The sequence below is a fragment of the Amniculibacterium sp. G2-70 genome, from assembly GCF_014353055.1.
GTDB lineage: Bacteria > Bacteroidota > Bacteroidia > Flavobacteriales > Weeksellaceae > Amniculibacterium > Amniculibacterium aquaticum.
In genome coordinates, this window is the sequence record NZ_CP060698.1 from 2548461 (window position 1) to 2574150 (window position 25690).

28 protein-coding genes and 1 pseudogene are annotated in these 25690 nt (G+C 32.4%); 6 read left to right on the forward strand and 23 right to left on the reverse strand.

The genetic code is table 11. The features are described 5' to 3' along the window. Nucleotides 1–11: 11 nt before the first annotated feature. Nucleotides 12–338, reverse strand: a complete 327-nt coding sequence (locus tag H9Q20_RS11875) for a cupin domain-containing protein (RefSeq protein ID WP_124642794.1) — start codon at nucleotides 336–338, stop codon at nucleotides 12–14. Between the two features lie 280 nt (nucleotides 339–618). On the opposite strand from H9Q20_RS11875, the gene H9Q20_RS11880 reads away from it, so the two are divergent. Genes H9Q20_RS11880 through H9Q20_RS11900 form a run of 5 tightly spaced genes read left to right on the forward strand, consistent with a single transcriptional unit; the run spans nucleotide 619 to nucleotide 3674 of the window. Then, nucleotides 619–945, forward strand: coding sequence for an ArsR/SmtB family transcription factor (locus H9Q20_RS11880; RefSeq protein WP_124642796.1), 327 nt, complete (start codon nucleotides 619–621; stop codon nucleotides 943–945). Continuing rightward, nucleotides 869–1813 carry an arsenite methyltransferase gene (locus H9Q20_RS11885; protein WP_241154778.1) on the forward strand — a complete coding sequence of 315 codons (945 nt, stop codon included), beginning with the start codon at nucleotides 869–871 and terminating at the stop codon, nucleotides 1811–1813. The genes H9Q20_RS11880 and H9Q20_RS11885 overlap by 77 nt, the downstream gene beginning before the upstream one ends. Before the next feature lie 10 nt (nucleotides 1814–1823). Beyond that, nucleotides 1824–2237, forward strand: coding sequence for an OsmC family protein (locus tag H9Q20_RS11890; RefSeq protein ID WP_124642799.1), 414 nt, complete (start codon nucleotides 1824–1826; stop codon nucleotides 2235–2237). Next, nucleotides 2227–3261, forward strand: a complete 1035-nt coding sequence (gene arsB / locus H9Q20_RS11895; RefSeq protein ID WP_124642801.1) for an ACR3 family arsenite efflux transporter — start codon at nucleotides 2227–2229, stop codon at nucleotides 3259–3261. The genes H9Q20_RS11890 and arsB overlap by 11 nt, the downstream gene beginning before the upstream one ends. Then, nucleotides 3258–3674: an arsenate reductase ArsC gene (locus tag H9Q20_RS11900; protein ID WP_124642803.1), complete on the forward strand. Its 417-nt coding sequence runs from the start codon at nucleotides 3258–3260 to the stop codon at nucleotides 3672–3674. The genes arsB and H9Q20_RS11900 overlap by 4 nt, the downstream gene beginning before the upstream one ends. Before the next feature lie 283 nt (nucleotides 3675–3957). Here H9Q20_RS11900 and H9Q20_RS11905 read toward each other — a convergent pair whose 3' ends face one another. From H9Q20_RS11905 to H9Q20_RS11965, 14 genes and pseudogenes are all read right to left on the reverse strand, one after another. Beyond that, nucleotides 3958–6468 (reverse strand): cation-translocating P-type ATPase, encoded by a 2511-nt coding sequence (locus H9Q20_RS11905; RefSeq protein WP_187477872.1) that lies wholly within the window; start codon nucleotides 6466–6468, stop codon nucleotides 3958–3960. 21 nt (nucleotides 6469–6489) lie between these two features. Further along, nucleotides 6490–7050, reverse strand: a complete 561-nt coding sequence (locus tag H9Q20_RS11910; RefSeq protein ID WP_124642807.1) for a cytochrome b/b6 domain-containing protein — start codon at nucleotides 7048–7050, stop codon at nucleotides 6490–6492. Between the two features lie 12 nt (nucleotides 7051–7062). Further along, complete coding sequence (locus H9Q20_RS11915; RefSeq protein ID WP_187477873.1) at nucleotides 7063–7518, reverse strand: hypothetical protein; 456 nt, start codon at nucleotides 7516–7518, stop codon at nucleotides 7063–7065. 25 nt (nucleotides 7519–7543) lie between these two features. Further along, on the reverse strand, nucleotides 7544–8134 hold the full coding sequence (locus H9Q20_RS11920) for a TetR/AcrR family transcriptional regulator (protein WP_187477874.1): 591 nt from the start codon (nucleotides 8132–8134) through the stop codon (nucleotides 7544–7546). Nucleotides 8135–9105: 971 nt separating this feature from the next. Beyond that, nucleotides 9106–9828 (reverse strand): hypothetical protein, encoded by a 723-nt coding sequence (locus tag H9Q20_RS11925; protein ID WP_187477875.1) that lies wholly within the window; start codon nucleotides 9826–9828, stop codon nucleotides 9106–9108. A 36-nt stretch (nucleotides 9829–9864) separates the two neighbouring features. Beyond that, nucleotides 9865–10710 (reverse strand): GLPGLI family protein, encoded by an 846-nt coding sequence (locus H9Q20_RS11930; protein ID WP_187477876.1) that lies wholly within the window; start codon nucleotides 10708–10710, stop codon nucleotides 9865–9867. After that, on the reverse strand, nucleotides 10679–11443 hold the full coding sequence (locus H9Q20_RS11935) for a GLPGLI family protein (RefSeq protein WP_187477877.1): 765 nt from the start codon (nucleotides 11441–11443) through the stop codon (nucleotides 10679–10681). Before H9Q20_RS11935 ends, H9Q20_RS11930 begins: the two co-directional genes overlap by 32 nt. 75 nt (nucleotides 11444–11518) lie before the next feature. Then, nucleotides 11519–11719 (reverse strand): hypothetical protein, encoded by a 201-nt coding sequence (locus H9Q20_RS11940; RefSeq protein WP_187477878.1) that lies wholly within the window; start codon nucleotides 11717–11719, stop codon nucleotides 11519–11521. A 292-nt stretch (nucleotides 11720–12011) separates the two neighbouring features. Continuing rightward, on the reverse strand, nucleotides 12012–13376 hold the full coding sequence (locus H9Q20_RS11945) for a TonB-dependent receptor domain-containing protein (RefSeq protein WP_410369579.1): 1365 nt from the start codon (nucleotides 13374–13376) through the stop codon (nucleotides 12012–12014). Nucleotides 13377–13513: 137 nt separating this feature from the next. After that, nucleotides 13514–13756 (reverse strand): hypothetical protein, encoded by a 243-nt coding sequence (locus H9Q20_RS13290; protein ID WP_262385542.1) that lies wholly within the window; start codon nucleotides 13754–13756, stop codon nucleotides 13514–13516. Further along, nucleotides 13743–14642, reverse strand: coding sequence for an IS3 family transposase (locus H9Q20_RS11950; protein WP_187478576.1), 900 nt, complete (start codon nucleotides 14640–14642; stop codon nucleotides 13743–13745). Before H9Q20_RS11950 ends, H9Q20_RS13290 begins: the two co-directional genes overlap by 14 nt. Before the next feature lie 20 nt (nucleotides 14643–14662). Then, nucleotides 14663–14929 carry a transposase gene (locus H9Q20_RS11955; protein WP_187477476.1) on the reverse strand — a complete coding sequence of 89 codons (267 nt, stop codon included), beginning with the start codon at nucleotides 14927–14929 and terminating at the stop codon, nucleotides 14663–14665. Nucleotides 14930–14987: 58 nt separating this feature from the next. Further along, a pseudogene (locus H9Q20_RS11960) lies at nucleotides 14988–15362 on the reverse strand (TonB-dependent receptor); the annotation flags it as partial. Nucleotides 15363–15411: 49 nt separating this feature from the next. Further along, nucleotides 15412–16065 (reverse strand): hypothetical protein, encoded by a 654-nt coding sequence (locus H9Q20_RS11965; RefSeq protein WP_187477879.1) that lies wholly within the window; start codon nucleotides 16063–16065, stop codon nucleotides 15412–15414. Nucleotides 16066–16187: 122 nt separating this feature from the next. On the opposite strand from H9Q20_RS11965, the gene H9Q20_RS11970 reads away from it, so the two are divergent. Then, nucleotides 16188–16946, forward strand: coding sequence for a response regulator transcription factor (locus H9Q20_RS11970; protein ID WP_187477880.1), 759 nt, complete (start codon nucleotides 16188–16190; stop codon nucleotides 16944–16946). On the opposite strand, the gene H9Q20_RS11975 is transcribed toward H9Q20_RS11970, so the two are convergent. The 8 genes from H9Q20_RS11975 to H9Q20_RS12010 form a co-directional block, all read right to left on the reverse strand. After that, nucleotides 16938–17687 (reverse strand): ThiF family adenylyltransferase, encoded by a 750-nt coding sequence (locus H9Q20_RS11975; protein ID WP_187477881.1) that lies wholly within the window; start codon nucleotides 17685–17687, stop codon nucleotides 16938–16940. The two genes, H9Q20_RS11970 and H9Q20_RS11975, sit on opposite strands and share 9 nt — an antisense overlap. A 504-nt stretch (nucleotides 17688–18191) precedes the next feature. Further along, a complete protein-coding gene (locus H9Q20_RS11980) occupies nucleotides 18192–18689 on the reverse strand; it encodes a hypothetical protein (RefSeq protein ID WP_187477882.1) in 498 nt (165 codons plus the stop codon). A gap of 12 nt (nucleotides 18690–18701) precedes the next feature. Further along, a complete protein-coding gene (locus tag H9Q20_RS11985) occupies nucleotides 18702–20297 on the reverse strand; it encodes a hypothetical protein (RefSeq protein ID WP_187477883.1) in 1596 nt (531 codons plus the stop codon). A gap of 816 nt (nucleotides 20298–21113) precedes the next feature. After that, the gene (locus H9Q20_RS11990) at nucleotides 21114–22100 is read right to left on the reverse strand and encodes a PH domain-containing protein (protein ID WP_187477884.1); all 987 of its coding nucleotides are present in this window, start codon (nucleotides 22098–22100) and stop codon (nucleotides 21114–21116) included. A gap of 245 nt (nucleotides 22101–22345) precedes the next feature. Beyond that, on the reverse strand, nucleotides 22346–22921 hold the full coding sequence (locus tag H9Q20_RS11995; RefSeq protein ID WP_187477885.1) for a hypothetical protein: 576 nt from the start codon (nucleotides 22919–22921) through the stop codon (nucleotides 22346–22348). Between the two features lie 242 nt (nucleotides 22922–23163). Continuing rightward, nucleotides 23164–24009 (reverse strand): hypothetical protein, encoded by an 846-nt coding sequence (locus H9Q20_RS12000; RefSeq protein ID WP_187477886.1) that lies wholly within the window; start codon nucleotides 24007–24009, stop codon nucleotides 23164–23166. Between the two features lie 230 nt (nucleotides 24010–24239). Next, nucleotides 24240–25127 carry a hypothetical protein gene (locus tag H9Q20_RS12005; RefSeq protein ID WP_187477887.1) on the reverse strand — a complete coding sequence of 296 codons (888 nt, stop codon included), beginning with the start codon at nucleotides 25125–25127 and terminating at the stop codon, nucleotides 24240–24242. Next, nucleotides 25124–25504, reverse strand: coding sequence for a hypothetical protein (locus H9Q20_RS12010; protein ID WP_187477888.1), 381 nt, complete (start codon nucleotides 25502–25504; stop codon nucleotides 25124–25126). The genes H9Q20_RS12005 and H9Q20_RS12010 overlap by 4 nt, the downstream gene beginning before the upstream one ends. Nucleotides 25505–25690 lie beyond the last annotated feature (186 nt).

Sequence of the window (25690 nt, forward strand, 5' to 3'; positions counted from 1 at the left end):
TAGTATTTAATTTATTCTTGTTTTATCATTGTCAGCAACATTTTAAAGCGTTCAACTGCTTTCAATGCGTGTGGAATGTTTGCAGGCATAATGATACAATCACCTTTTTTCAAATTATGTAAATTACCTCCAATCGTTATTTCTGCTTCGCCATCTAAAATCTGCACAATGGCATCGTAAGGTGTTTTATGCTCAGATAAACCTTGTTCTTTGTCAAAAGAAAACAAGGTTAAATTTCCACCTTTGCTTTTAGTTATCTGTTTGCTGATAACACCTCCATCTGTGTATTCAATTGAATTTTCCAGATTGAATATTATCTCTTTCTCAAATGTTGCCATACTATTATAATTAAGTTAGTTAGTATTCACTCACAAAAGTAGAACTAATATTTTGATTGTGCAATTTTTTTCATTATTTTTATTTCCGAGCGATAATCAGTTTTTTGTAAAATTTGCAAAATTAGTTGCAACCCTACAAACGACCGTGCTAACATCAACAGACGGACATAAAACAGCCTGAACAAACTTTATTCCATCAATATATTTAAAAAAAAAACACGAAAATTATTTTACAATTAAAACCTTTATCGTAATATTGCAATATTAAATAAGTATAAAAATGGGTGCAACAAAAACAGACCACTTTACAGACCAACAAAATCAAATCGCAACTATTGCAAAAGCATTAGGACATCCTGCAAGAGTGGCTATCATAGAGCATTTATTGAAAGTAAACGCTTGCATTTGCGGAGACATCGTAAATGAATTACCACTTGCTCAACCAACCGTTTCGCAACATCTGAAAGAGCTTAAAAATGCAGGATTAATCAAAGGGAACATCGAAGGCAATGCGATTTGCTATTGTATTGATGAAAAAACTTTTGAAGTCCTTAAAAATTATTTTTCAAAAATCATCACAACAGTTACCAAGCAAAACTGCTGTTAATCAATCACTAATTAATAATATAAATACAATGCAAACAGAACAAGAAATCAAAGAAATGGTAAAGCAAAAATACAGTGAAATTGCTTTACAAGACAAAGGAAGTAACGCTTCTTCCTGCTGTGGTGCAGGTAGTTGTAGCACCGAAGTATATAACATCATGAGCGAAGAATACAACGAGCTGGATGGTTATAATCCCGATGCAGATTTAGGTTTGGGTTGTGGCTTGCCTACACAATTTGCCAAAATCAAAAAAGGCGATACCGTTATTGATTTAGGAAGCGGAGCGGGTAATGATTGTTTCGTTGCCAGAGCAGAAACAGGCGAAACTGGAAAAGTTATCGGAATTGATTTTACAGAAGCGATGATTGATAAAGCTCGGCAAAATGCAGAAAAATTGGGTTTTAATAATGTTGAATTTAGACAAGGTGATATTGAAAATATGCCTGTAGCCGCGAATACGGCAGATGTCATTGTGAGCAATTGTGTCTTAAACCTTGTACCGAATAAACAAGCGGTTTTTGCCGAAATGTTCCGCGTATTAAAACCAGGCGGACATTTCAGTATTTCAGATATTGTTTTAACAGGAGAACTACCCGAAAAAATTAAAAATGCGGCTGAAATGTATGCAGGATGTGTGGCAAGTGCGATTGATAAAGAAGAATATTTGAGCTTTGTAAGCAAAGTTGGATTTGCAAATATGATTATTCAAAAAGACAAACCGATTATTGTTCCTGACGATATTTTGAAGGATTATCTAAATGAAGAAGAAATTACGCAATACAAAGCAAACGATACGGTAATTAGAAGCATAACGGTTTATGCCGAAAAGCCAGCGGATTGTTGTTCACCAAGTTCGAAATGTTGCTAAAAAAATAATTATGGAATATCAAATTAAGGCTTCATCTGTTTCAACAAAAGATGCGATACTACAAATAAAGCAAAATGAGATAGCTTTTGGAACGACTTCAAATTCAGCAGAAATTTTACCTAATCCTGCCGAACTTTTTTTAGGAGCTTTTGCTGCGTGTATGCTAAAAAATGTAGAACGATTTTCTGCTATGATGAATTTCACTTATGCAAAAGCCGTAGTAAATGTGTCCGCTATTCGCACGGAAAAACCTGTGAAAATGGATAATATAAATTACAAGTTAATTATTTACAGTGCTGATGAAAATATAAATACCGTATTGCTAAAGAAGAATATTGAAAAATTTGGCACAATCTACAATACCGTAAAGTTATCGTGCACTATAAATGGAGAAATTATTCAAGTAAAAAACGATGAATATTAAAATGAAGTTCTTAGACCGTTATCTGACGGTCTGGATATTTTTAGCAATGGCAATTGGTGTTGGTTTGGGATATTTTTTTCCAAATATTCCTACTAATATCAATGCCGTTTCAATCGGAACAACTAATATTCCATTGGCAATCGGATTAATTTTAATGATGTATCCACCATTAGCAAAAGTGGATTATTCCTTATTGCCCAAAGCGTTACAAGATAGAAAAGTAATTGCCATTTCTTTGTTACTCAATTGGGTAATCGGTACTTTGTTGATGTTCGGATTAGCCGTTTTGTTTTTGCGAAACGAACCTGAATATATGACAGGACTTATCTTGATTGGTTTGGCAAGATGTATCGCAATGGTTATAGTTTGGAGTGATTTAGCCAAAGCGAACAGAGAATACACCGCTTTACTTGTTGCTTTGAATAGTATTTTTCAAGTTCTATCGTATAGCTTTTTTGTTTGGTTTTTCATCAATGTTTTGCCTAAATATTTAGGTTTGGGCAATTTTGATGTAAGTGTTTCAATGAGTGCGGTTACCGAAAGCGTATTGCTATATTTGGGTATTCCGTTTTTAGCTGGTTTTCTTACCCGATATATTCTGATAAAACAAAAAGGAAAAGATTGGTATAATCATAAATTTGTTCCGAAGATTTCGCCTATAACACTGATTGCACTTTTGTTGACAATCGTATTAATGTTCAGCTTAAAAGGGAATAAAATTGTAGAATTACCTTTTGATGTAATTAAGATAGCCGTTCCTTTAATCATCTATTTTGTACTGATATTTTTTGTTAGTTTTTTCATCAATAAAGCAATGAAAATCCCTTACGACAAAAATGCTTCCATCGCATTTACAGCCACAGGCAACAATTTTGAATTGGCAATTGCTGTTGCTATTGCGGTTTTTGGTATCAACTCACCACAGGCATTTGTAGGCGTTATCGGACCATTGGTAGAAGTTCCAGTTCTAATTTTATTGGTTAAGATTAGTTTATTTCTAAAACAAAAATATTATACAAAATGACAAAGAAAATTTTAGTGCTTTGCACAGGAAACAGTTGCAGAAGCCAAATTGCAGAAGGTTATTTACGCTATTTTGCAGGTAAAAAAGCAGACGTTTACAGTTCAGGTGTGGAAACGCACGGAGTAAACCCAAAAGCAATTGTCACAATGCAAGAAGACGGCATTGACATTTCTAATCACACCTCAAACAATATTGACGAATACCGAAATATAGATTTTGATTTTGTAATTACAGTTTGCGACAATGCAAAAGAGCGTTGTCCATTCTTTCCAACCAAAGCAAAAAAGTTTCATCAAAACTTTCCCGACCCTGCAAAATCGATAGGAACAGACGAAGAAATTAGTGAAGAATTTAGAAAAGTCAGGCAGTTAATAAAGGAGTATTGTAAACAGTTTGTTGCAGATAATTTATAGGTAGAAGTAAAGTTTAATAACTGATACATTATTTTGAAAAGTACAGGTGTGTTTACCTGCATGATGATACAATCACCTTTTTTCAAATTATGCAAATATGAGAACATTCACAAATTGTCCGTAGGACTATATTTGGTTATCCATAGGCGACAGCCTGTGGAAGAAGGGTTAACATACAACACAGCCCGTAGGGCTAAACAAAATCAATCTGTCAAAAAATACTGCTCGTCAGTACCCATTCTTAAATTCAATCTCCAAACTTATTTTCACTATTCCGATTGCATTACTTTTTATTAGAATTTCTTTTTCCCCATTTATACACCTCAAACCACAATACAGAAACCATTGCAATCAGTATTGTAATTCCTAAATCTTTTAAATTCAAGCTGCTTATATGAAAGAAATTTGAAAAGACCGGTATGTATAAAATGGCGAATAGTAGAATTAAAGTTGCTCCTATTACCAATGAAAAGAGGATATTTTTGTTCTTAAAACTTTCAAAAAGACTGTAAGTAAAAGAACGGTTGGTTAGACTTAAAAACACATTGGCAAAGATGAGTGTAGTAAAAACCATCGCTCTTGTCGTTTCTTCGCTTGCTCCATTTTGAACAGCCAATTGATAAGCGAATAATACACCAACAGTTATCATCAATCCCTGAATAATGCTGATGCTTAATTCCCGCCAATTCAAAAAGGTTTCTGTCATTTTTCGTGGCTTTTGCTGCATGGCATTCTTTTCTATGGGTTCATTTTCGTAAACGATAGAGCAGGTTGGGCCCATGATTAATTCTAAAAATATCACATGTACCGGGGTGAAAATATTGGGATAAATCCAGCCTAAAAACAAGGGCAGAGAAACCGTCAATATAATAGGAATATGAATGGAAATAATATACTGAATGGCTTTTTTGATATTGGTATAAATTCTTCTGCCTGCTTCTATTCCTATAATGAGTTTGTCCAAATCATCGTTGGTGATAACCAAGGCTGCTGCTGCTTTTGCTATTTCTGTTCCTTTGTTGCCCATTGCCACACCAATATGAGCCGCTTTGAGTGCTGGTGCGTCATTGACACCATCACCCAACATGGCCACGACTTCTCCTGATTGTTTTAAGGTATTCACCACAGACAGTTTAGCCTCCGGAAACATACGGGTAAACAAGGTGGTTTCATTTAAAAGTGCCATCAGTTCAGCTTCTGAATGTTGCGTTATTTCAGAACCATTTACAGCAGGACTATTGTTTTTGATGCCGGCTTGTTGGGCGATGGCATTTGAGGTATCGGCATTGTCTCCGGTAATTACTTTTACTTTTATTCCGGCATCATATATTTTTCTGAAAACCTGTTGAATGTTTTGTTTTGGCGGATCATAAAACACTGTAAACCCAAGAAAATCGAAGTTGAATTCCTGTTGTTTTTCAGGAAAATTATTTCCTTTAAAATCACATTTGGCAACGCCCAATACCCGATAACCTTGTTTTCCAAATTCCTGAATTTGTTGACGCAAGTTTTCTTTTTCATCTTCAGAAAGTATAGAAACCGCAAGAATAGCTTCCGGTGCACCTTTGGCAGCAATGATTCTTTCTCCCAAATTGTTTTCAAAAATATGCGTCATCATGGGTGGTTTGCCCTCCAACGGATATTCGTGCACCATTTGAAAATCTTTTCTTAGGTCAGAAGTTTGCGTTTCTGGATATACTTTGTGCAGTGTTTTTTCCATTGGGTCAAATGGAACGGGTTCGCTGCTCCACATCGCAAATTGAATAAGTTGAGAAAGTTCAGATTTATCAAAACTTGTATCATCAAAAACCTGATTGGATTTAAAATCAAAAAGAGCTTTCAGTTTCATTGAATTTTCGGTAATCGTGCCCGTTTTGTCGGTGCAAATTACAGTAGTGCTTCCTAAAGTTTCAACTATACTGCTTCGCTTGATGATAACACCTTGTTTCATCAATTTCCAGGAACCCAATGCCATAAAAGTGGTAAAAGCAACCGGAATTTCTTCTGGTAGAATAGACATTGCCAGGGTTAATCCCGCCAACAAACTTTGAACGATATCTCTTGATTGCAAAAAACTATATGCCCACACCGTCAAGAAAACAGCAATTCCAATGAATGCCATCCACTTTACAAACTTTGTAATTTGTAATTGCAATGGTGAAATTTCTTCTTTGATGTTTTGAATGGACTGACCAATTTTTCCAAGTTTAGTTTTCGCTCCAATATTTTCCACTTCAAACACTGCCAAGCCGGAAACTACCAAAGTGCCGCTGTAAACCTTATTATCGTCTGTTTCTGGATTTTTAAAAACCGAAAAACTTTCTCCGGTAAGTGATGCTTCATTCACCGAAAAATCGTTGCTATGTACAATTTTCCCATCGGCATTTATCATTTTCCCTTCTTCGATAATACACAAATCGCCCAATGCAATTTCGTGCGTAGGAATTTGCATCACTTTAGAATTTCTAATCACCGTACTGAGTGGTTCATTCAGTTTTTCTATTGCTTCCAAAGCTTTTTTACTGCGATTATCCTGATAAAAAGAAATTCCAGAAACAGCTATGATAGCCCCAAGCATAAACAGTGCTTCGGAATAATTGCCAACAATCACATAGATAATAGTTACGGCTATCAGCAATAACAACATGGGTTCTTTTAGAATGTCAAATAGCAGCGTGTACCAGGCACTTTTTATGGTGTTTTCTGCCTGATTGAAACCAAATTTCTCACGGGAGGTTTTTAGTTCCGCTTCCGTAAGACCGGAAAGCTGTTTGGGGATATTGTATTGGGGCATTTGTATAATTTTTTCAGCTATTTAATCTCCTCCAATCATTCTGGAAGTAATTCCTTTTTTGCTTGAAAATTCAGCTAAAACAATTCCGGCAAAATGCAGTAGAATGAAAATCGGAAACCAATAAATGCCCCATTTATGAACGGCTTCAATTTGCTCGTGGTAAGTAGAGAACAAATCTTTTTCAATACAAATACCTGTAACGGCTGAAATAAAAACAAAAAGATAGAAGTAAACATAAATAAAGCCCTGTAAGCGTTCTTTAAGCGGTTGATTGCTTTTAAAGGGATTTGGAAAACGAATACCTTTTACAAGCATATAAATAATCCGTGCTAAAAATGCAAAAATCATTACGTGAGCAAAAACTTCGTGCCATTGCCACATAGGTTCTCTAATTGCCTTTGCAATATCTGTCATTTGTTCTTTTGGAATTGCCGATGTTTTGCTTTCAATAACAGCAACAATATTGTTTTTATTCATCCAATACATTCTCAAAAAACCTGTAATGAATAAAATGGGCATTGCAATTGCCATTATCCAATGCAACAGTCTGTGAAATAGGGTAAATTTTTGTTGGAATTTCATCTCAATTATTATTTAGTTAAAATACTGGTGATATTGCTGATATGAATGTTGTAGTTGCAAAACAGTTTCATTTGCTTTAGTTGCATCTCTTTCATCTTCCAATGCTTTTACAATTTCAAGATGTGGGTGTAGCCATTTGTGTAATTCATCGTGGCTTTTTCCGCCCATTGTACAACTTCTTATTAGCTGGTCATTTTGCTCTTTTAATTGTTGAGCTAATGCTTTATAATCTGCCTGATTATTCTGGATATAAGAATTTACCAATTCTTCGCCTTTCATCACAAATGGCTTCATTTCTTCATTCACCAACCATTTCTCCCCATTGTTGAGTTCAATAGCTTCAGAACTTTCATCGTGTTGATGTTCTTCGTGGTTTTCTGTTGCCTGCTTTTCCGTTGATTTTTCGGTGGTATTATTACAACTCCACAAAAACAAAATGCTAATTCCTAAAACAAAAACTTTCTTCATATTTCTAATTTTTAATTCGTAATTTTTAATTTTTTTCAATCATTTTCAATATTCCATCTAAGACCGTTTTCCCGTCCTTAACAAGATTTGATTTATGTCCTGATAATTTCCATTTCAGTACGGTCATTCTCATTCCACCAATAATTATGGTTGTTAGGGTAGAAGCTCCAATCAATTTGTTGTATTGTCCTTTTTCTTGACCTTTTGTAATATTTGCTTTCACATATTTCTGCATCATATCCATAATTTCAGCAACTTTATTGCTCAAATTTTCATCAAAATGGAAAATACTTTCTGCAAAAATGACACTCACTATTGCTGGTTTGTTAGTAAAAGTTTGTAGCTGAGAATTAAAAATTGCTCTTAACTCGTCAGCAGTAGTGTCTGTCGGTTTAAAAGAAATAGACTGAATACGATTTTTCATTTCTGTTTTAAAGTATTCCAACAAGCTCAATAAGATTTCATTTTTACTTTTAAAATGTCTGTACAATGCAGGTTCAGACAAACCTATGTCTTCCGCCAATGTTTTGATGGTCAAATTCTGAATACCATATTTTGAAATACGGTTGGTAGCCGCTTCCATTATCTCAATTTGCCTGTCTGTAAATTGTTGCATACTTGTCTAATTTATTTTTTATGCTAGTTAGTATTCACTATGTAAAAATAGAAGCTAATTTTTAATTGGGCAAATAAAATTCAAAGAAAGTTTTGATTTTATTGTTTACTCATTATGAGCGTAGGAAAAAAGTGGTTCTTTTGGTTTTACTCACGGTATAATTGATTTTTAGTAGTGTTCGTGATTGCTTCGCAGTTGTGAAGTGTTGGCTTCCTTCGACAAGCTCAGGACAAGTAGTGTGTCGAACAAAACCAAATGTGCCACTTGTGAGGTAGCAATAAAATTGAATTAAAAAAAGTGCGGTGGAAAAAATAAAAAATACAAAAGGGTCGGAAATGAGTGTTAGCTTACTCGTTGTAAAAATGGTTTGCTCTCTGTTTAAGTTTTGCTCATCTGTTCAATGTTCGGAGTGTCGTCCTACCATTGGCTATAACGTTTTTGCAGCTTTGCGAGGGAGCGGACTATTATCACAAATTTCCTTGCGAGAACTACACTTCAAATATAGCAAAATATTTCAAACGGAGAACTTCTTCCGCTCTCTTGCAAAACTGCCCGTTATATGCTGTGCTAACTGTTTTCAATGTTTAGTTTCTTGTTATTAAGCTTTGATAACTTTATTCTTTTTTGGCGAGGGCAAAAAGAGGGCAGGGAAAAGCTCTTTTGCAGTCTTTGGTTTTGGAGCTGGTGGAGCGGACTGCAAATGTGCTTTTTCCTTTGCGGTGGACTTTGTGATTTGTTTTGTTGTCAACATCGAAAGAATGTAAAACTCAATCGTTAAAATAGAAGTTTACAACGCTCCAATATAAAATTACATCGAAAGAATATAGTTCAACATCGTTAGAATATAACTCCATAACGCAAGAATATTACTCTACATCGTGCCAATATAAAACAACATCGCAAAAAAATAAAGTTACATCGCAAGAATGTAACTTTATATTGTAAGAATAGTAAAACTTCTCGATCAAATATTATTTACGGCTCGTAAATTCAATACTTGACACGTTTGCATATTCGGGAGAAGTTGCTCCGTAAAGACTTTTCACGTATTTCTTCACATTTTGAACGATAGAATATAAGCCTGTTCCGTCTGCATATAAAAGATTGTCTCTTTCTATGAGTTTGGTGTTGAGTTCGGCTTCGGTTTGGTCAACGGATTGGGTGGAGCTTACTAAAGAATCTTTGTAAGTGTTGAGATTTACCAAGTTTAAATCGTCTTCGTTGGGTGCGTAGGTTGGAATGGTTGCTAATAACTGCAATAAAATTCCAAAATTTTCTGCCATCTGAGTATAAGACTGGCGAGATGTAGAAACGGTGTTGCTTGGTTCTCCATTTTCATCGGGTGGAGTGGTGGTTTTCTTTTGTCCGCCTTGGATTACACGATTTAAGGATTTGGCTTGATCTATTGTTCCTTTTGGGAGTCCTAAAATATCTAAATGGTTGATAATTTTTGTGCTTGTAGATTTCAGATTTTCGAAAGCCGATTGACGTAAAGTAATTGCATTTTTGTTGGCGTGTCGCTTGTCTTCCACCTCGTTTAGTTTTGCGGAAGCGGTTGTATAAAGTGTTTGAAGACTGGCAACTTTAAGATTATCAACTGGTGGATTGTAATTGGTAAATGTGATTATTTGTTCTGTAAGTTTTTGTAGGTTGGCTACATTTTTAGCGTGTCCTACTTCGGATGTTGATGGCATAACTTTATATTTACATGCTTTTAAATGGATTTCTAGCTATTTTTTAGGGTATGTTACTGCTTTGTCTAATTCTATAGGGTTATTGAAACCCCTTATTTGGTTTTGAATAGCTTTTTCTAAATTTCTATAATCATTTGGGGTATACTCATCTCCTTTATCAGTGAACATGACCGCTTTTCCTTTTTTGTATTCTGGTATAGGATTATTATAATAGTTTAACTGTATTTTTTTCCAATCTTTTTCAGCTATGTCTATTTTCCTATCACTAAACAAATTTTCAATCAAGTTATTTGAATTTAATTCTATTGTATAATTTTTATTTTGAACTAAATTGAAATGATAGTTTTTTTCATTATCACTTATTTCAAGAATTAGCCCAGGGAGTCCATGAAAAACGTATGGACCATAAGGTAATGGAATATCTTGCGAAAACCAAGCTGTCCAACTTCTACCACCAAAATTGGTAGTTGCTTTTGTTGCTTCCCAAGCACCTATTTTTTTATGTTCGTTTGAAATATTCCATGAGATTTCTCTTTTTACAGAGTACTTATAATAATACATTGATAAATTTTGAATGAACTCAAACTTATGATTATCTTTTTTATATATTATTACTTGGTCAAATTTTGGCTCTGCAAAAACCTGATTGTCTTTCTTAATATTATTAAGGGAATCAGTTACAATATAATCATTACTTAAAAAGATATTGTAATCTTTGTTTATTTCTAATACTACGATATCCTTGGCAGGATAAGTTCCTGCGGAATCACGCTTAAAATTAACTTCATAATAGAACCTCTTACTTTGTGCAGAGGCAAAAAATGAAAAGATAAAAAGGAATAACAGAATGTTATTTCTTTTCGATAAATTCGAGTGATTCATATGGTTCTAATATTTTAATGATTTCATCCTCCGAATTTAGGGAGAATTTCTTGATTTCTTCAATCATACTTTTACGATATTCTTTTATTGTTTTCTTACAATATTCATTGAAACTTATTCTATTGTAAGGATATTTTTTACTAAGGTTTTTATTTGAAATATTTCTTGAAAACTCAGACAATAAAAATGTATATTCTTTTTTTTCATCCTGAGCTTTTACAATAAGACCATTAATTCCTAAAAAACGCCAAGGGTTGGCTTTTACTTTTATTGAAGGATCATAATATACTGTCCATAGCCTATTATTAATTATAGTTTGGGCTTTTACAGTACTATATTTGTTTATTTTTATCCCTTTGCCTGTAATTTTCCAGACAGGATTAATTTTAACTTCTTCTATAAAATTTTTATTATAACAATCATCTTCAAATAATAAAAATTGAGCAACTTTTTTTTCATAATCGTAAAAATACTGTTGATAATCTTTACAAGATTTTTTATCATCTATGATTAATACCGGCTCTTGTTGGGTTACTTTACTTTTATTATCTGATTTTTCAAATGTACTCAATATAAAGTTTGATTGAGTTTTATTCACATACAAAATTCCTTTTGCTTGACTTTCATACCCGTTCAATGTTCTGTTTAGAGTATAACTACTATAAAAATTTTTGTCTTGACAATTTGCAAAATTAATTACAGAAATGAGTAATATTAAAAGTATTTTTTTCATGTTATTCTGTTTTAAAAAATATCTGAGACTATCTTAGCAAAATAGCTATGATAATCTCAGAATAAATTTTTATTATTAACCAAGTATAATTACTTTGGGGCAAGCTACTTTGAATAATCCTAAATATTTTCCGTTCTTATCATAGGCTTTTACATAGCATTCTGTCGCAATTTTGATTACTTTATTAGTGTCTTTAGTCACAATAGTTTCTTTAGCACTTACACTTCCCGTAATACCAGCTACTGCGAAAGCAGCTACAAATAATAGTTTTTTCATAATAAATTTTGTCTTCTCTAATTTTGTTTTTGGTTAAAAAGTAGCCGGACGAGAGAAGCACATGTTTTTTAATCCGGTTGCTTTTGATTGAAGTTCAAATGTAAATCTTCTCAATTTTTTATCCACTACACTAAAGTGTAGTTTTCAGTATTTTTCTGCAGAACTATACTCTGATGTAGTGAAGTGAGGGTTTGAGGAAGCAGATGAATAAAAATTAAGTTTTTGCTTTAATTAAAGCGGGTATTTAAACACAATACTGCATTGTACACTACAAATATTATGATAAAGCTTTTTAAAAAGTAGCTGCAGGAGCTGTGTTATTGTTTAATTTTTTCTGATATTGATTCTTTTTTCCTTTAGAAAAATCATAACTCAAACCAAGTATAAACATTGATTTATTATTCCAAATTTGAGTATGTCTGGAATAATTAACCAAACTCTCAGGTAAACTTTTCGTTTTATATTCCGAAGGCATACCCATCCAATACATACCTGTAGTAAAAGTCCATTCTTTAAACTTATAGCTTGCAAAGACATGATTCATATTTTCATTTGTTGATAAAAATGCTCCTGATAAAGTATAAACCGGAATATTGAATTGATATTGTATGCTAAATGATTTGTATTCAGAAGAAATTACAAAGAAGTTGTTTAGATAATTATTTTTAATTAATGCACCGTTATTGGTTTTAATTATTTCTGATGATGGAGCTATAAAAGCTCGTAATACCAATAGTCTATTGCCAAAAGGTTTATATGAACCAGAAAGCTGAACTCCATAGAGCTGTAAATTTTTTGCATTTTCATAAGTAAGTGCATAGCCACCAGTATCATCATCCAAAACAAAATATTGATTAATAGCCTTATCGGTTGCTTGATAATACAAATTTGTATTAAAATCGAAATACTTATTATTGAATGAATAAATTAGATTATTACTCCAAACTTGCGAGGGTTTCAAATTAGGGTTTCCTCGCTGTACAATATTGGGAGCCCATTGAACAACATTACTACTAAGAGCAGCACTACTTGGACTTTGAGGCTTATAGCTGCTAGAGAATCTTAAAGTTTGGTTGTTTTTCAACTGGTAACTTAAAATAATTTTCGGAGTAAGCGTATATTGATCCGATGTTACTTCTGCACTTTTGTTATGGATATTAGACATCCCAATTCCAAGGCGGTAAGAAAGTTTATCTTTTTTTCCAGAGTATTCAGTGTAGAGATATTGTTCAAGATAATTTACATGGTATTGTGAAAAGCCTGCAAGATTTTGGAGATCGTTGGAAATTGAGGTATTAGAAATTCTATACCCCGAAGATAACTGCCCCTTTTCAAAACTATGAACATGAGATAACTCCCCGACAATTCCAGTTTGCTTAGCTTTCAGGTTCATGTCGTTATCATAAACAGAGTTACCAGAAGTTATTTCCCATTCTTTTGCAAATTCTGAAGAGTTTGTAGTAAAATGAGAACCAACAAAATTTGCACTTAACTCGTCTTTTTTTCCGATTTTTTTTGAAAAATACAAATCCAGGGTAGGAATTACATAGTCCGAATTTGAATTTTTAAGCATTTCATGCTCTTTTGAGATGTTATCTTTATAAAAAAAGCTGTTTCCTTTTCCTTTTACAAAACTATTTGAGATTGCAGCATCCATCTTTGCTTGAAAAACATAATCATTAACAGATCGAGTGTAGCGTACTGCAATATTTTGTCCAGTATAGCCGAAATGATCTTTTTTATTCTCTTCAGTACGGTAATGCGAATTATTTAACTGATAGTCGTAAATACTTTTTATACTCCTATTGTTATAATCCCGTAAGTTAATGGAGTATTCAAGACCGAAATCATTTTTTCCTTTGGATAACCTGCATAAGCAGAACCGTTTACGAAACCTGTAGTTAAAGCGGAGGTTATGTCTGTACCAAAAATATAACCAGTTTCTGGGTTTCTAGTTATAATATTTATAACCGTATCAGCTCTTTGAGAATATCTTGCAGGAGGAATTGTAATCTTCCCATTCTTAGTAACACTCAAAAGTAGAGATTTTATTTAATATTTCTGTTGTTGGTGTTGAATAATTTTGTTGAAATGTGGGAAAATCTGCTGGATTGGTGTGGCTGATTTTTCCATATTTCAATAAAAAATCCCTCGGTGTGAGATATTGCAATGCACTGTGTGGTCTTTCGTTGTTGTATTTCCACATCCATATTTCTGCGTAATTTCTCATTTGTTTCACGCTTTCAAACAAATATACATCCAAAAACTCTGTTCTAAATGTTCTATTAAACCGCTCAATAAGAGAGTTTTGAGTAGGTTTTCCCGGTTGGATAAAATGCAACTCAATTTCGTGATATTGACACCAAGTTTTTAATTTTTCTGAAATAAATTCCGGTCCGTTATCCACTCGTATTTTGTCCGGTTTCCCTCGCCATTCGATGAGTTCTTCCAGCTTGGTAATTACTTTTGCAGAAGGTAAACTCGTATCAATACTTATTTGTAAAATTTCTCTGTTAAAATCATCTATAATGTTCAAACTTCTCACGCTATTGCCGTTTTCCAAAGTGTCATGCATAAAATCCATACTCCATGTTACATTTGGATAAATCGGACGCAGAAGCGGTTCTTTCACTCTTGCAGGTAGCCTTTTCTTTCTCTTGCTTCTTAAATTTAGATTCATCGAAGTGTAGATTCTGTAAATCCGTTTATGATTCCACCAAAACCCCATGTTTTTCAAGCGATAACGCATTGTCCAAAATCCCCAAGTATGTTCTTGTTCGGCCAATAACCGAAGTTCTTCACGGATGAGATCATCTTGAGAATCTATCCTCTTTTTATAGTACATAACCGAATAACTCAGCCCAAAACAACCGCATGCCTTCCTTATGCTTATCTTGTGGGTTTCTTTGGCATATACTACCATTTCTCGCTTTTCGGAAGGCGTTAAAGCTTTTTTTCTATAACATCTTTTAAAACAGTGTTCTCCAAAGTTAGTTCAGCGACAATTTTTTTATATTGTGACAGCTGTTTCTCAAACTCTTTGAGTTGTGCCAGTTGGTGCGTATCCATACCACCGTATTTACTTTTCCATTTGTAAAAAGTAGGTTGGCTGATACCGTAATCTCGGCAAATCTCGTTTACCGTTTTTCCTTGATTTTGTTCAGATAAGATCTTCACAATCTGAACCTCTGTAAATTTGCTCTGTTTCATATTTCCCAAAGTTAAAAACTATATTTATATTCGTTCCTGTTTTTGGGGAAGACTACAGAATATCAAAATATTCAACTCTTACAACATTTGTTGGTACAATACTTTTAATCTGATTGTCGGAAGATTCTATTCCGTTAATTAAGAAGAGTGTTTTTCCTCCTTTAATGCTGACAATGGTATTTGAGATTGGATCAATTTGTAATTCAGGAAGTGTTGCTAATAAATCTTTGGAATGTCTCGCTTTTTCTAATGCCTCTTTATCAAAAGTATAATTAGCATGATCTGAAAACTGTTTTTTGCGTTGCGATTTTATTAAAATTTCTTGTATATTTTTCGTTTTAATTATTGAGTCTTGTTTTTTCAATTCTTGTGCATTAACCAAAGATGCACCTAACAAAAAGAAAGATATTGCTATTAAATTCTTATTTTTCATATGCTGAATTTCTATTTTTCAAATGTAAATCTTCTCAATTTTTTATCCACTACACTAAAGTGTAGTTTTCAGTATTTTTCTGCAAGACTATACTCTGGTGTAGTGAAGTGAGGGTTTGAGGAAGTAGATTGATGTTTTTGTCAAGAAAACTTTTCAAACTATTATACGAAAGCATTACTGGAATGGTTTCCGAACCTAAATAATTTATGGAATCTGCCAGTGTAATTGCTTCTATTCCCATTAATTTCAAAATTCTTAATAATTTGACATCACATTCTGCTAAAGCAAGAGAATTTTCACTTCTACATACTTCATTAATTGCACAAACCATTAGTGTTTTGAAAACGATAAACCCTGTTTTGTCAATTCCTTTTTTTATAGCGAATCTACCGATGTGGTAAACATTTGTAGTTTTATTTTGAATTAAATCGAAAATATTTATCTTAAATAATTTTTCAATAGGTAGAATATCTATATGGTTCCAATTGATAACCCTTATAGAACCAACAATAGAGCAATTATCTTCCTGAGAAACAAATATTTTTGAATTATTCAGTTTCAGGTCTTCCTGATATACCATTTCAATTTCTTTTTGGCGTTGTTGATGGTTTACGATGTGATGATTGTAGTTTTCCTGAACTACAAACTGTGCCAAATCAAATAGTTTATCACTATCTAAAATGTAATATTCTAAATCATTCATGTTTTTGATTAATTATAGGGTAAAAATAATATATGAGTATTAAAAAGTAACTACACTTTTGTGTAGTTTTGCAGGAATCAAACAAAATCCACGCTTTTGTGTAGTTTATTAAAATGATGATTATGGAAGAAACTGAACATTTTTTTTCTGATAGGAATACTGTAAAATCTGTTTCACAAGAAGATTTGATACAGACGAAAAATTATTTGGATATTGCAAAAGCATTTTCAAGAATCACTTATAAAAGTATTTATATAATTGATTATCAAACTAAAAATTTCGAATTTGTTTCTGATAATCCGTTATTTCTTTGTGGATTGACATCGGAAGAGGTTCAAGAATTGGGTTATGGTTTTTATTTTCGGGTAGTAAAAAAAGAAGATTTGGATTTATTACTAAAAATAAATGATGTGGGGTTTGATTTCTATGAAAAACTACCTGTTGAAGATAGAAAAAACTACACTATATCGTATGACTTTCATATTATAAATGAAAAAAAACATCCCATTCTTATTAATCATCAATTGACACCTATTTTTCTAAATGAAGAAGGTAAAATTTGGAAAGCGATATGCATTGTTGCTCTTTCAGCTAACCATACCTCTGGAAATATAAAAATTTCCAAACAAGGTTCTAATTCTGTTTGGAAATTTGATATAGAACATAATAAGTGGATAGAAGATGAAAAGATTAAACTTTCAGAACGGGAAATTGAAATATTGAGATTCTATGCCAGAGGTTTTACTATTAATGAAATTGCAGATACAATTTTCTTATCGATAGATACGGTGAAGTTTCATCGTAGAAAATTGTTTGAAAAAATTGGTGTGAAAAATATCACTGAAGCTCTTGCTTATGCAATCAACAATAGGCTAATCTAATAAAGAGTTTATATAAAATTCTGGAAATTTTTTATATTCTTTATTAGTTGTAATCTTGAACATGATATGAGTACACATTGAGGCAACTATCCAAGAAGCTATAGCCAATTGGGGTGGTGGTAAAATCTCTTTTTCAGCTTTGTAATCCCAAATGATTTTTTCTAACCATAAGTTGGGTTTTCCCCAAAAACGCAAATGCCCCGAAACATATTCCACCATTTTTAATTCATTAAAATCATTATCGTTAGTTAGACTTTGCAATAATGGAGTTTCGATATCAATTACGGTTACTAAGCCACCCCAACCGAGATTATATGGATGTAAGATGTGGATTCCTTTTTTCTGACATAGTTCATCAAATTTTTGTGGAATATCACTTGTAAAATCTAAAGCATTTATGGCAATTTGATTTTCTCCGATTATTTCTTCGATATTTTCGGGAGTAATAAATTCGGAATAGAATTTAATATTAGCTGTAGGATTGATTGATTTTAAACGATGATAAAGTGCTTCTGCTTTGTATTGAGAGAGGTTTTCTTCTGTATAGTTTTGGCGGTTAAGATTGGAAAGCTCAACTACATCGCCATCTACTATAGTAATATTTTCGAATCCAAATCTTAGAGCACATTCTGCAATATTACTTCCTATTCCGCTTCCTGCAAGTAATATAGGTGTTGTTCTAATAATATCTTGCTCTTGCTCCTTTATATATAATCTGTTTCTTGAATAGCGTTCGTACATTTTTTTATTTCCAAAACTACAAAGTCTATGAAAATTAGGCACTACACAAAAGTGTAGTTTTTAAAAAGATTTTAAAATAGTTGATATGTAATTTTCTTTATTGAATAGCTATGTTATAATAGTGGAGTAGTTGGAAAAATCAGCTCTTTTGCAAAATAAGCGTTAGGAAAAGCGTTGGCTTTTTGCAAATGTGCTGATGAGCGTTGGCAAAAAAGGTGCTGGCAAAAAAGGATGAATTTTGCGTTAAGAAAATGTTGTTTTCCAATTTTGTTTTTTGTTCTATATTTGTAATAGCATAGCACATAACGGTTTGCGGCTTTGTGAAGTGCGGACTTTGAATATCAAGTAGTTATATAATCTCTACACCAAGCAAAAAGCCTTTTTTCTTTTGCTAAAATACAAAAATTTGTAAAAGAAAAAAGCTTTTTGCGAATAATTTCTCAAAACTTTCAACGCAAGAGCCTGACCTCCGCATTTCACAAAACCGTCTGTTGGCAGAAGTGGTTACTTTGGTGTCCTGTCAGGATTATTGTACCCATTAATTCCTATGAACTTTATTTTTTCAATTTTCATATTTTTGAAAAATTGCTCAAATTGTAAATTCCATTTCCCCTGGTATTGCAAGACCATGTTTACTAAGGATTGAGGAACTTCATTCTCAAAGGTTATCCAAATGACAGGTAGCTGATATCTTTGTTGAAGACCTGCCTGACTTAAATCTATGTTACTAAAAGATAATCTGATTGTATAAATCTTTTCAGTTGAACTATTTCGTGGATAATAACTTACCCAATCTATCGTAATATTTTCAGTATTCAATTTATTCAAAAACAGACTGAAATCTTGATGGATATAGTTCGATTTCACCGATGCTACGGCATTTAATTTTGGTGAAATTGTATTATAAAAATTAATATAGTCATTTACGGTTTGTGCTTTAACTGAAGAGAACGCAAGTAAACCGAAGAATATAAGTGATAAGTGTATATTTTTTGTTTTCATTTCTTTATAATTTTATGGACATTTTGTTACTTTTAAACCTGTTTTAAGCTGGTTACCACTTGCAGCATCTTTTATTTTCTCAATAGTTACATTAAGTTTCTTTAGATTACCCGAATTATCCATTTTAGCCAAAGAAATCCCTGTATTTAGTTTTTCCAAAATATATGCCATAGCCAAAGCTTTGGGATCATATTCTGTAGAGGTACTGTTATCGATAATTCCAAGCGTAGCATATCCATAAGCATCATAATATTCTATACCAACTTCACCTTGTTCAAGAAAAGAATGTTTAACAGAATCTATGTTTTTGGTTTTAGGATATTTAGATAGAAAGTCAATTGCTGATGCTTTGTCTGTTATTACCAATGCATAAATTTCTAACGAACCTAGGGGAGAGGTTCCAAAGACAAATCTTGTATTGAATTTTGGATAATTAATTATATTTTCTAAAAATGAATAGAAATCTTCAGCAGATGGCGATCCATAATAATTATTACTATGTGAGTGTCCGTCGGCTGTATAATCACCAATAGGAGTTGGAACAGTTCCATTGGATACATTTCCTACTTTTGGAGATGTAACATTATATGAGCCGTCAGTATTCTGTCCTATACCGACAGCCCATTCATTTGGTTCTGCTATTTTGTTAGATAGTTCATTTGTCATATTGGTTTTGACCTTTGGGTCTTTCAATATATTATTTGCTTTATAGATACCATTTTTTGCTTTAGAGCATTCATCATTACCTATTAAATCTATATTCGGTGTTGTTGGCAAACCCACAACACAACCGTTTTCATCAGTAATTGTTGTTGAAGGTGTTGGCGATGTTGGTACTTGTACACAAGGCTCGGGAGCAGGACAATCTGGACATGAAAAAACGCCACTACCACCTGGGAATGGTTCAGTCGGATAAATATTTGAAATAGGGTCACTTTCTGTGTCAAAACAATCGTATACAACAACATATGTCCAATAAGCAGCTAAATTAGTTCCAGCATGTGGACATGGTAAACCTGGCATGTGCCCTTCCTCGCCGCCACATCTAACAGCAATGTTTATATATGTTGGTATGCATGCTTTTGAAAATAAACTAGTATTTCCAGTGTTCTCAATCTTTGTTATTGTTGTTTTATTTCTTAAATCTAATTTTTCATTATTGAGAATTTTTAGTTTTTCTTGTTCATTTAAATTGAAAGTTATCCAATATCCATCGTAGCTACCATCAGATTTAGGTGTTAATAGTAAATTTTCAATGGGTGCATTTGGTGGTGGGTTATTTCTATTAATACGAAATGTATAGGTATGAAAATTTGTTCCATTTTCCATCATGATAATATCATTTGTGTTAATAGTTATACTATCTCCTAAATTAATACTTTTTCCGGATATGTTTTCATTGTTCAAATTTTTTTTCAGTTCCGAAAGTTTGGGAGTTAATCTCTGTCGGTGCGAACTTTCTTGTAAAGAAATTCTCCTAGAAGTAAGTGAAGAAGAGTTGTTGTTCTTCACGGTTTGTTCGTTTATAAAATCTGTTCGGCACGAGACTAAGAAGCCTAGTAGAACAGTCAGATAAACGAAAATTTTCAGTTTTTTGTTTTTCATCATAGTCAACAAATTTTTTGTGTTAGAATTTTTTTAATTGTTGACTACTTTGGATTCCCGTTTTCAGACCATTTCTGCCAACGGTTTGCGGCTTTGTGAAGTGCGGACTTTGATTATCAAGTACTTATGCAGTCTCTACACCAAGCAAAAAGCCATTTTTCTTTTGCTAAAATACAAAAATTTGTAAAAGAAAAAGGCTTTTTGCGAATAATTTCTCAAAAATTTCAACGCAAGAGCCCGACCTCCGCATTTCACAAAACCGTCTGTTGTCCGTAGTATTTTCAATTCGAGGGCGAATTTAACTGGGTTAAATTCAGTTCGAGAAGTTGAAAATCAAGGACGACAAGGAGAAAAGAAGCGTGTTTCCAAAGAATTTCAGATTGATAATTTTCGCCAAGTTAATTTCAATTTTTCACGCACAAATTCAGGATTCCTCAGCCCAATATTTTAAAAATCAGCACGGTTAAAACGGAATATTTTTCAGTATGATATTCAGCACAATTTCCAAAAATCAACAGGATAATTTTCAGCATGAATTTCAGCACAATTTTTAAAATTTTCACGCAGAAATTATTCGACATAAAATTTAGAAATCAGCAGAGTAGAGGTCAAAAAAACATTCAAATTTGCAAAATCTTCAATTTGATAACGCTCCTCAAATATTACGGACAACGTTTTGGGTATTGCCGAAGGCGGGGATTATTAGCACTAAAGTTCACTAGAATTACTGCTGTTGAACCTTGCACTAATGTCCAATCGAAGCCGTTCAGCCCCGCTTTTGGCAATACCTTGTTAGCGGTTCGTGCTTCTGTCTGTCCGTTAAAAAATTGCTTCATTTCTCACTTTAATTTTGTCATTGCGTATCTGCTCCATTATTTCTTTCCAAGTCGTGTTGCTTAAACTACCTGCTGGATATAACTTGTCACGGTAGTCAGTTGTAATTATTCTAAGTGAAGTTGAAAGTCTATGAGGTGTTTCGATAACAACTTCTTTAATGTCGTTGAGTAAGTAAATATCCTTTTTCCAAAACCATATCGTGTTTTTTATGGTAAGATACTTTTGTCCTACGATAAAGTAATGCATTTGATAACTGAGCAAAGCTGGAATTGAAAGCAAAACTAAAGGCATTGCTATAAGTGCTGCAATATTATTTAACTGAATTTTGTTTGACGTAAGAATTAAATATGTGAAGAAAACAATCCATCCATAAAATATTAATCCATTAAAAGTTAGAAAATGATTTCCATTAAATTCTTTACCGTCATTGTCGGTCGAAAGTTGTTTTGAAAAGTCAGGTCTGTCTATGTTAAAGTCAAGACTTGAAAATTGTCTGTTGGCTTGCAAAATACTGTTGGCTCTGTCAAGAATTACCCTTAGCTCTGATTTATTTCGGTAATAGTCAACCCATAGATAAATGTCCGAATTGTCGTTAAGGTGAATTGTTGTCGCCTCAATTGGCATAGAAACGAATAGAAACTTATGAAACTGCTTGCCAGTAATTTCAATGTCTTTAACTTCATTCCATTGGTAGCTTTTTGTTTTGAATATAGTTGTTAAAGTTATTCCTGTCTTGTCAATTGTCATTTGAGGGAAACGGGATAACACATAATAGATTGAATAAATAGCGAAAGGCAAGAAAATAATCGGGACAATAAACATTGTCTTTGTCAGAGGTTTTCCAGAGTCCAAGTCGTCAAGCACCTTAAAAATTGACAAGACACCGAAAGTTCCAAACAGTCCGACTGCAAAAACTAAAAGTAGTCCTGTCAGAATGATGTTTCGTTTACTTGTCAATTGGTTGTTCATTGTTTGTCTGTTGATGATTGCACTGTCGTCATAGCATGACCGCTAACGGAAAAAGGCTTTGCGAAGTGCGGGAATTCGAAGAACTGAAAGTTCAAGAATTCAGAAACTAAGCAAATGCTTTTTCAGATTGTCTAATTTAGGTAAAAAAACAATATGAAAAGCAGTTGCGAATAATTTTGACGAAATTTCAATCAATGACTAAACCCCGCATTTTGCAAAACCTATGTTAGCAGAAGGTCTTTTTATTAATATTTCGGATGATTCCAGTCTTCAAATGAATTGAGAACTTTAAGGTTGTCTTTATTTTTTTCATATTTTAATGCATAAGTCAGCATTTGATTAATTAATTTCTCGTGTGAAGTTATATTTTGATGCTGAACTTCAATATCTTTAATAATTCCATTACTATATAATATCTGAAAATTATATCCGAAACCGTCCCCTAAAGGATATTTAGGGTAATAATCTTTTAATTCTGTTTCAGGAATTGCATTTATTAATTTTATTAATATTTCAGATTCTTTATCATTTAATTTGTAAGCTGTAGAATTTTCAATGTTTACTACTTCAGGACTATTTATTTCATCGGAATTATTTTCGTGTATTTCATTATGAATTTTAGGTGGTGGTGGATAAGGAGAGTTATATTTTGGTCCAATCCTTTTTATAACTAAGAGATTGTTATCATTGTAAAATTCTAAATTTAGTACTCCAATAATAGCATTTCCAAATCTAGTAGTAAAAGAAACTAGTTTATTATCTGAATTTGTACAACCATTTATAATAATTAATAAAACAAAAATTTTAATAAATTTTCTCATTTTTATGACTTACAGTTTTTAAGCAGAGTAATTGGAAACACTTTCTGCTAACGGAAAAGTATTTGCGAAGGGCGGGCTAAATTGGACTGAAAGTTCAATTTCGACCAACCGAAGCAAATTGCTTTTTCGTGGAACTAAATTACAAAAAAATGTGAAACGAAAAGCAAGTTGCGACTAAATTTCACAAATATTTCAACTTTGACTTCAGCCCGCCTTTTGCAAATACTATGTTATGCGATTTGCTAATTATTTTCAATTAAAAATTCAAAGAAGTTTATTTTTTTCTGGGGAGTATTATTGTACCCATTTTCATATTTTAGATGAGTATCTTTCATAAAATCAATTTTAGAAAACTTATCATCTTCATCGTTCTCATTTTTATTTTCAATGGGAAATTTGCAATCAGTAAGTAAGACAGATTCAGTTTCTTGATACATTCTTAAGTAATCTTCATCAGATATATTTTTTCCAATTACCCAATTTGCAGTGATGTAATTGTTAGTAGTCCATCCACCAAAAATTAATTCATTTCCTGCTGTATATACTATTGTTTCGGAATTATATAAGTGGGTATATTTATTAATCTTATTTGTAACTTTTATTAAAATTTCTATGGCTTGTTTCAATTCAAATTTTAATACAAAATCCTCGCAAACATCTTTTCCCAAAATAAATTTGGAAAGATTTGTCAAATCAAATTCAAATTCAGAAGTAGAAACTTTGCATCCTGCATGTTTTGCATAATACCTATATAAATCAATTTTTTTTTCAAGCCACATTTCATTTCCATAAATATCTTGAAAATCTATATATTTTTCATTTAGTATTTTCTGATGATTAGAATATGCATATTTGACAAATTCGTCGTAAGCGTTATCATGATTACGAGTTTTATTGTTGTTACAGTCTATGCAAATTATTTTTGGAAATTGAATCAAATCATCTTTATATGAATTAAATGGCTGAACCTTTTCTCCATTGAATAAATAGGCATCAAATTTTTTTCCAAAAGCTTTTTTTATATCAGATGCTTTAAATTTATGTTCTTTAGAATCAGCAAAATTTCCACAAATCCAACAATTATTCATTTTAAACAGTTTGTTTTATAGCATATCGCATAACGGAAAAAGTATTGGCGAAGTGCGGGCTGGATTGGACGAAAAGTTCAATTCAGAACCGAGCGTAGCCGATGCTTTTTCGGATTGTTAAATTACAAAAATAATCAATACGGAAAAGCAATCGGCGGATAAATATTTCAAATCTTTCAATTTGCGTTCAACCCCGCATTTTGCCAATACAATGTTAGCTGTAGTGATATTTATTTCAATCTAATCAGTTTTTCCAAAAGTGGAGGAAGTTTGGTATCAGGGTTTATTTGGTCGTTATTCCAAAAACTCATTACACAACTTACATTTTTATTTCTAACATTTTCGGCAACATAATAAATCGTCAAAAATTTTCCACCTGACATTCCAGCCAATGCAGAAGTTACACCTGTAAAATCATAAATTACTTTTTTTGATTTTGTTGGAACTCCTTCAAAATCTATATTCACAATTTCTTCGGACGTAACTTTTCCACCTTTTCTTGATTTTGTAACATTTAATTGGTTTTCAATTGCTTCTTTTGCATCTTCCAAAGTTTTGTGAACACTCCAATTCATTTCTCCAAGATAAGGACATTGAACAGTATTTAGAAAAGTCCAATAACAGCTGTTTCCTAATTCTATTTTTCTTCCTGCAAAATCAATTGAAGTAATTTTCATTGGCACAAAATTAGTTTCTGGAATTTTGTTTTCAATAATTGCGTTTACCAATTTTTCTTCAGTTTCTTTATCTGTTTTTCCGTTTTTTATAAACCAAACTACGGTTGTTGTTTTGTCCGGATTTTCTACAAAATAATAATTGTTGATTTGGAGATTATTCTCTGAAATTTTTTGCTGCTTCGTTACAAACAAATTATTGAATTTGATTTGTGAATCTTTAACTTTTGTTTCAGAATCAGATATATTATGTTTTTTAAAAACTTTTTTCAGTCCTTTTTCGTCGAATGTATTTTTAAAATTTTCGCTGGTTACACTATAACCGTCAATATTATACCATATTTTTCCGTTGTTGTTCAATGCAGAAAGACGCTCTAAAATATTGTTTTCTTGTGAAAAACAAAATGTAGATGTTATAATAAAGAAAAGATTGATTATTTTCATTTGTTTAATGTTAAGGTGTAGATAACAATATTGTCCTTCAAAGATTTTATCCAATTTTTAGCATTCTTTGGGTCATTTAATTCAATGTTATCAGATGGAAATATATTGAAGGTTGAAAACATATATTGAGGGTTCTCGAAATTTTTTTTGAAGCTTGTTCGCGTAATTAGTATACTGTCGTTTGGTTTAACTTGAAAGTTATTCTTAACTTCATATCTCCCCATTGAAACTGAATTTTTAAAAATTCCAGCTTCAAAAGAAATAATTTTATCAGTAGTATTTTTTGCATAAAATGCTGTATCAGCATAATTTCCATTTAATGCTCCACAGCTTATTAAAATGCTAGAAATTAAAGAGCTAAATATTATTTTTTTCATTTTTTGTACGTTATTTTTGGTATCATTACAGCTAACGGGTTACGGCTTTGCGAAGGAGCGGATTAGAAAGACGGAACTTTCAACTTTGCACAAGCGTAGCAAAACCATTTTTACTTTTGCTAAATTACAAAAAAGAGCAAAATAAAAATGGTTTTGCGGATTAAAATGTACAAACTTCCAATTTAG

Bases quoted from the DNA above. Each gene is read 5' to 3' on its own strand.
- H9Q20_RS11875 (WP_124642794.1), bottom strand. From the start codon at position 338: ATGGCAACATTTGAGAAAGAGATAATATTCAATCTGGAAAATTCAATT.
- H9Q20_RS11880 (WP_124642796.1), top strand. From the start codon at position 619: ATGGGTGCAACAAAAACAGACCACTTTACAGACCAACAAAATCAAATC.
- H9Q20_RS11885 (WP_241154778.1), top strand. From the start codon at position 869: ATGAAAAAACTTTTGAAGTCCTTAAAAATTATTTTTCAAAAATCATCA.
- H9Q20_RS11890 (WP_124642799.1), top strand. From the start codon at position 1,824: ATGGAATATCAAATTAAGGCTTCATCTGTTTCAACAAAAGATGCGATA.
- arsB (WP_124642801.1), top strand. From the start codon at position 2,227: ATGAATATTAAAATGAAGTTCTTAGACCGTTATCTGACGGTCTGGATA.
- H9Q20_RS11900 (WP_124642803.1), top strand. From the start codon at position 3,258: ATGACAAAGAAAATTTTAGTGCTTTGCACAGGAAACAGTTGCAGAAGC.
- H9Q20_RS11905 (WP_187477872.1), bottom strand. From the start codon at position 6,468: ATGCCCCAATACAATATCCCCAAACAGCTTTCCGGTCTTACGGAAGCG.
- H9Q20_RS11910 (WP_124642807.1), bottom strand. From the start codon at position 7,050: ATGAAATTCCAACAAAAATTTACCCTATTTCACAGACTGTTGCATTGG.
- H9Q20_RS11915 (WP_187477873.1), bottom strand. From the start codon at position 7,518: ATGAAGAAAGTTTTTGTTTTAGGAATTAGCATTTTGTTTTTGTGGAGT.
- H9Q20_RS11920 (WP_187477874.1), bottom strand. From the start codon at position 8,134: ATGCAACAATTTACAGACAGGCAAATTGAGATAATGGAAGCGGCTACC.
- H9Q20_RS11925 (WP_187477875.1), bottom strand. From the start codon at position 9,828: ATGCCATCAACATCCGAAGTAGGACACGCTAAAAATGTAGCCAACCTA.
- H9Q20_RS11930 (WP_187477876.1), bottom strand. From the start codon at position 10,710: ATGAATCACTCGAATTTATCGAAAAGAAATAACATTCTGTTATTCCTT.
- H9Q20_RS11935 (WP_187477877.1), bottom strand. From the start codon at position 11,443: ATGAAAAAAATACTTTTAATATTACTCATTTCTGTAATTAATTTTGCA.
- H9Q20_RS11940 (WP_187477878.1), bottom strand. From the start codon at position 11,719: ATGAAAAAACTATTATTTGTAGCTGCTTTCGCAGTAGCTGGTATTACG.
- H9Q20_RS11945 (WP_410369579.1), bottom strand. From the start codon at position 13,376: ATGGATGCTGCAATCTCAAATAGTTTTGTAAAAGGAAAAGGAAACAGC.
- H9Q20_RS11950 (WP_187478576.1), bottom strand. From the start codon at position 14,642: ATGGTAGTATATGCCAAAGAAACCCACAAGATAAGCATAAGGAAGGCA.
- H9Q20_RS11955 (WP_187477476.1), bottom strand. From the start codon at position 14,929: ATGAAACAGAGCAAATTTACAGAGGTTCAGATTGTGAAGATCTTATCT.
- H9Q20_RS11965 (WP_187477879.1), bottom strand. From the start codon at position 16,065: ATGAATGATTTAGAATATTACATTTTAGATAGTGATAAACTATTTGAT.
- H9Q20_RS11970 (WP_187477880.1), top strand. From the start codon at position 16,188: ATGGAAGAAACTGAACATTTTTTTTCTGATAGGAATACTGTAAAATCT.
- H9Q20_RS11975 (WP_187477881.1), bottom strand. From the start codon at position 17,687: ATGTACGAACGCTATTCAAGAAACAGATTATATATAAAGGAGCAAGAG.
- H9Q20_RS11980 (WP_187477882.1), bottom strand. From the start codon at position 18,689: ATGAAAACAAAAAATATACACTTATCACTTATATTCTTCGGTTTACTT.
- H9Q20_RS11985 (WP_187477883.1), bottom strand. From the start codon at position 20,297: ATGATGAAAAACAAAAAACTGAAAATTTTCGTTTATCTGACTGTTCTA.
- H9Q20_RS11990 (WP_187477884.1), bottom strand. From the start codon at position 22,100: ATGAACAACCAATTGACAAGTAAACGAAACATCATTCTGACAGGACTA.
- H9Q20_RS11995 (WP_187477885.1), bottom strand. From the start codon at position 22,921: ATGAGAAAATTTATTAAAATTTTTGTTTTATTAATTATTATAAATGGT.
- H9Q20_RS12000 (WP_187477886.1), bottom strand. From the start codon at position 24,009: ATGAATAATTGTTGGATTTGTGGAAATTTTGCTGATTCTAAAGAACAT.
- H9Q20_RS12005 (WP_187477887.1), bottom strand. From the start codon at position 25,127: ATGAAAATAATCAATCTTTTCTTTATTATAACATCTACATTTTGTTTT.
- H9Q20_RS12010 (WP_187477888.1), bottom strand. From the start codon at position 25,504: ATGAAAAAAATAATATTTAGCTCTTTAATTTCTAGCATTTTAATAAGC.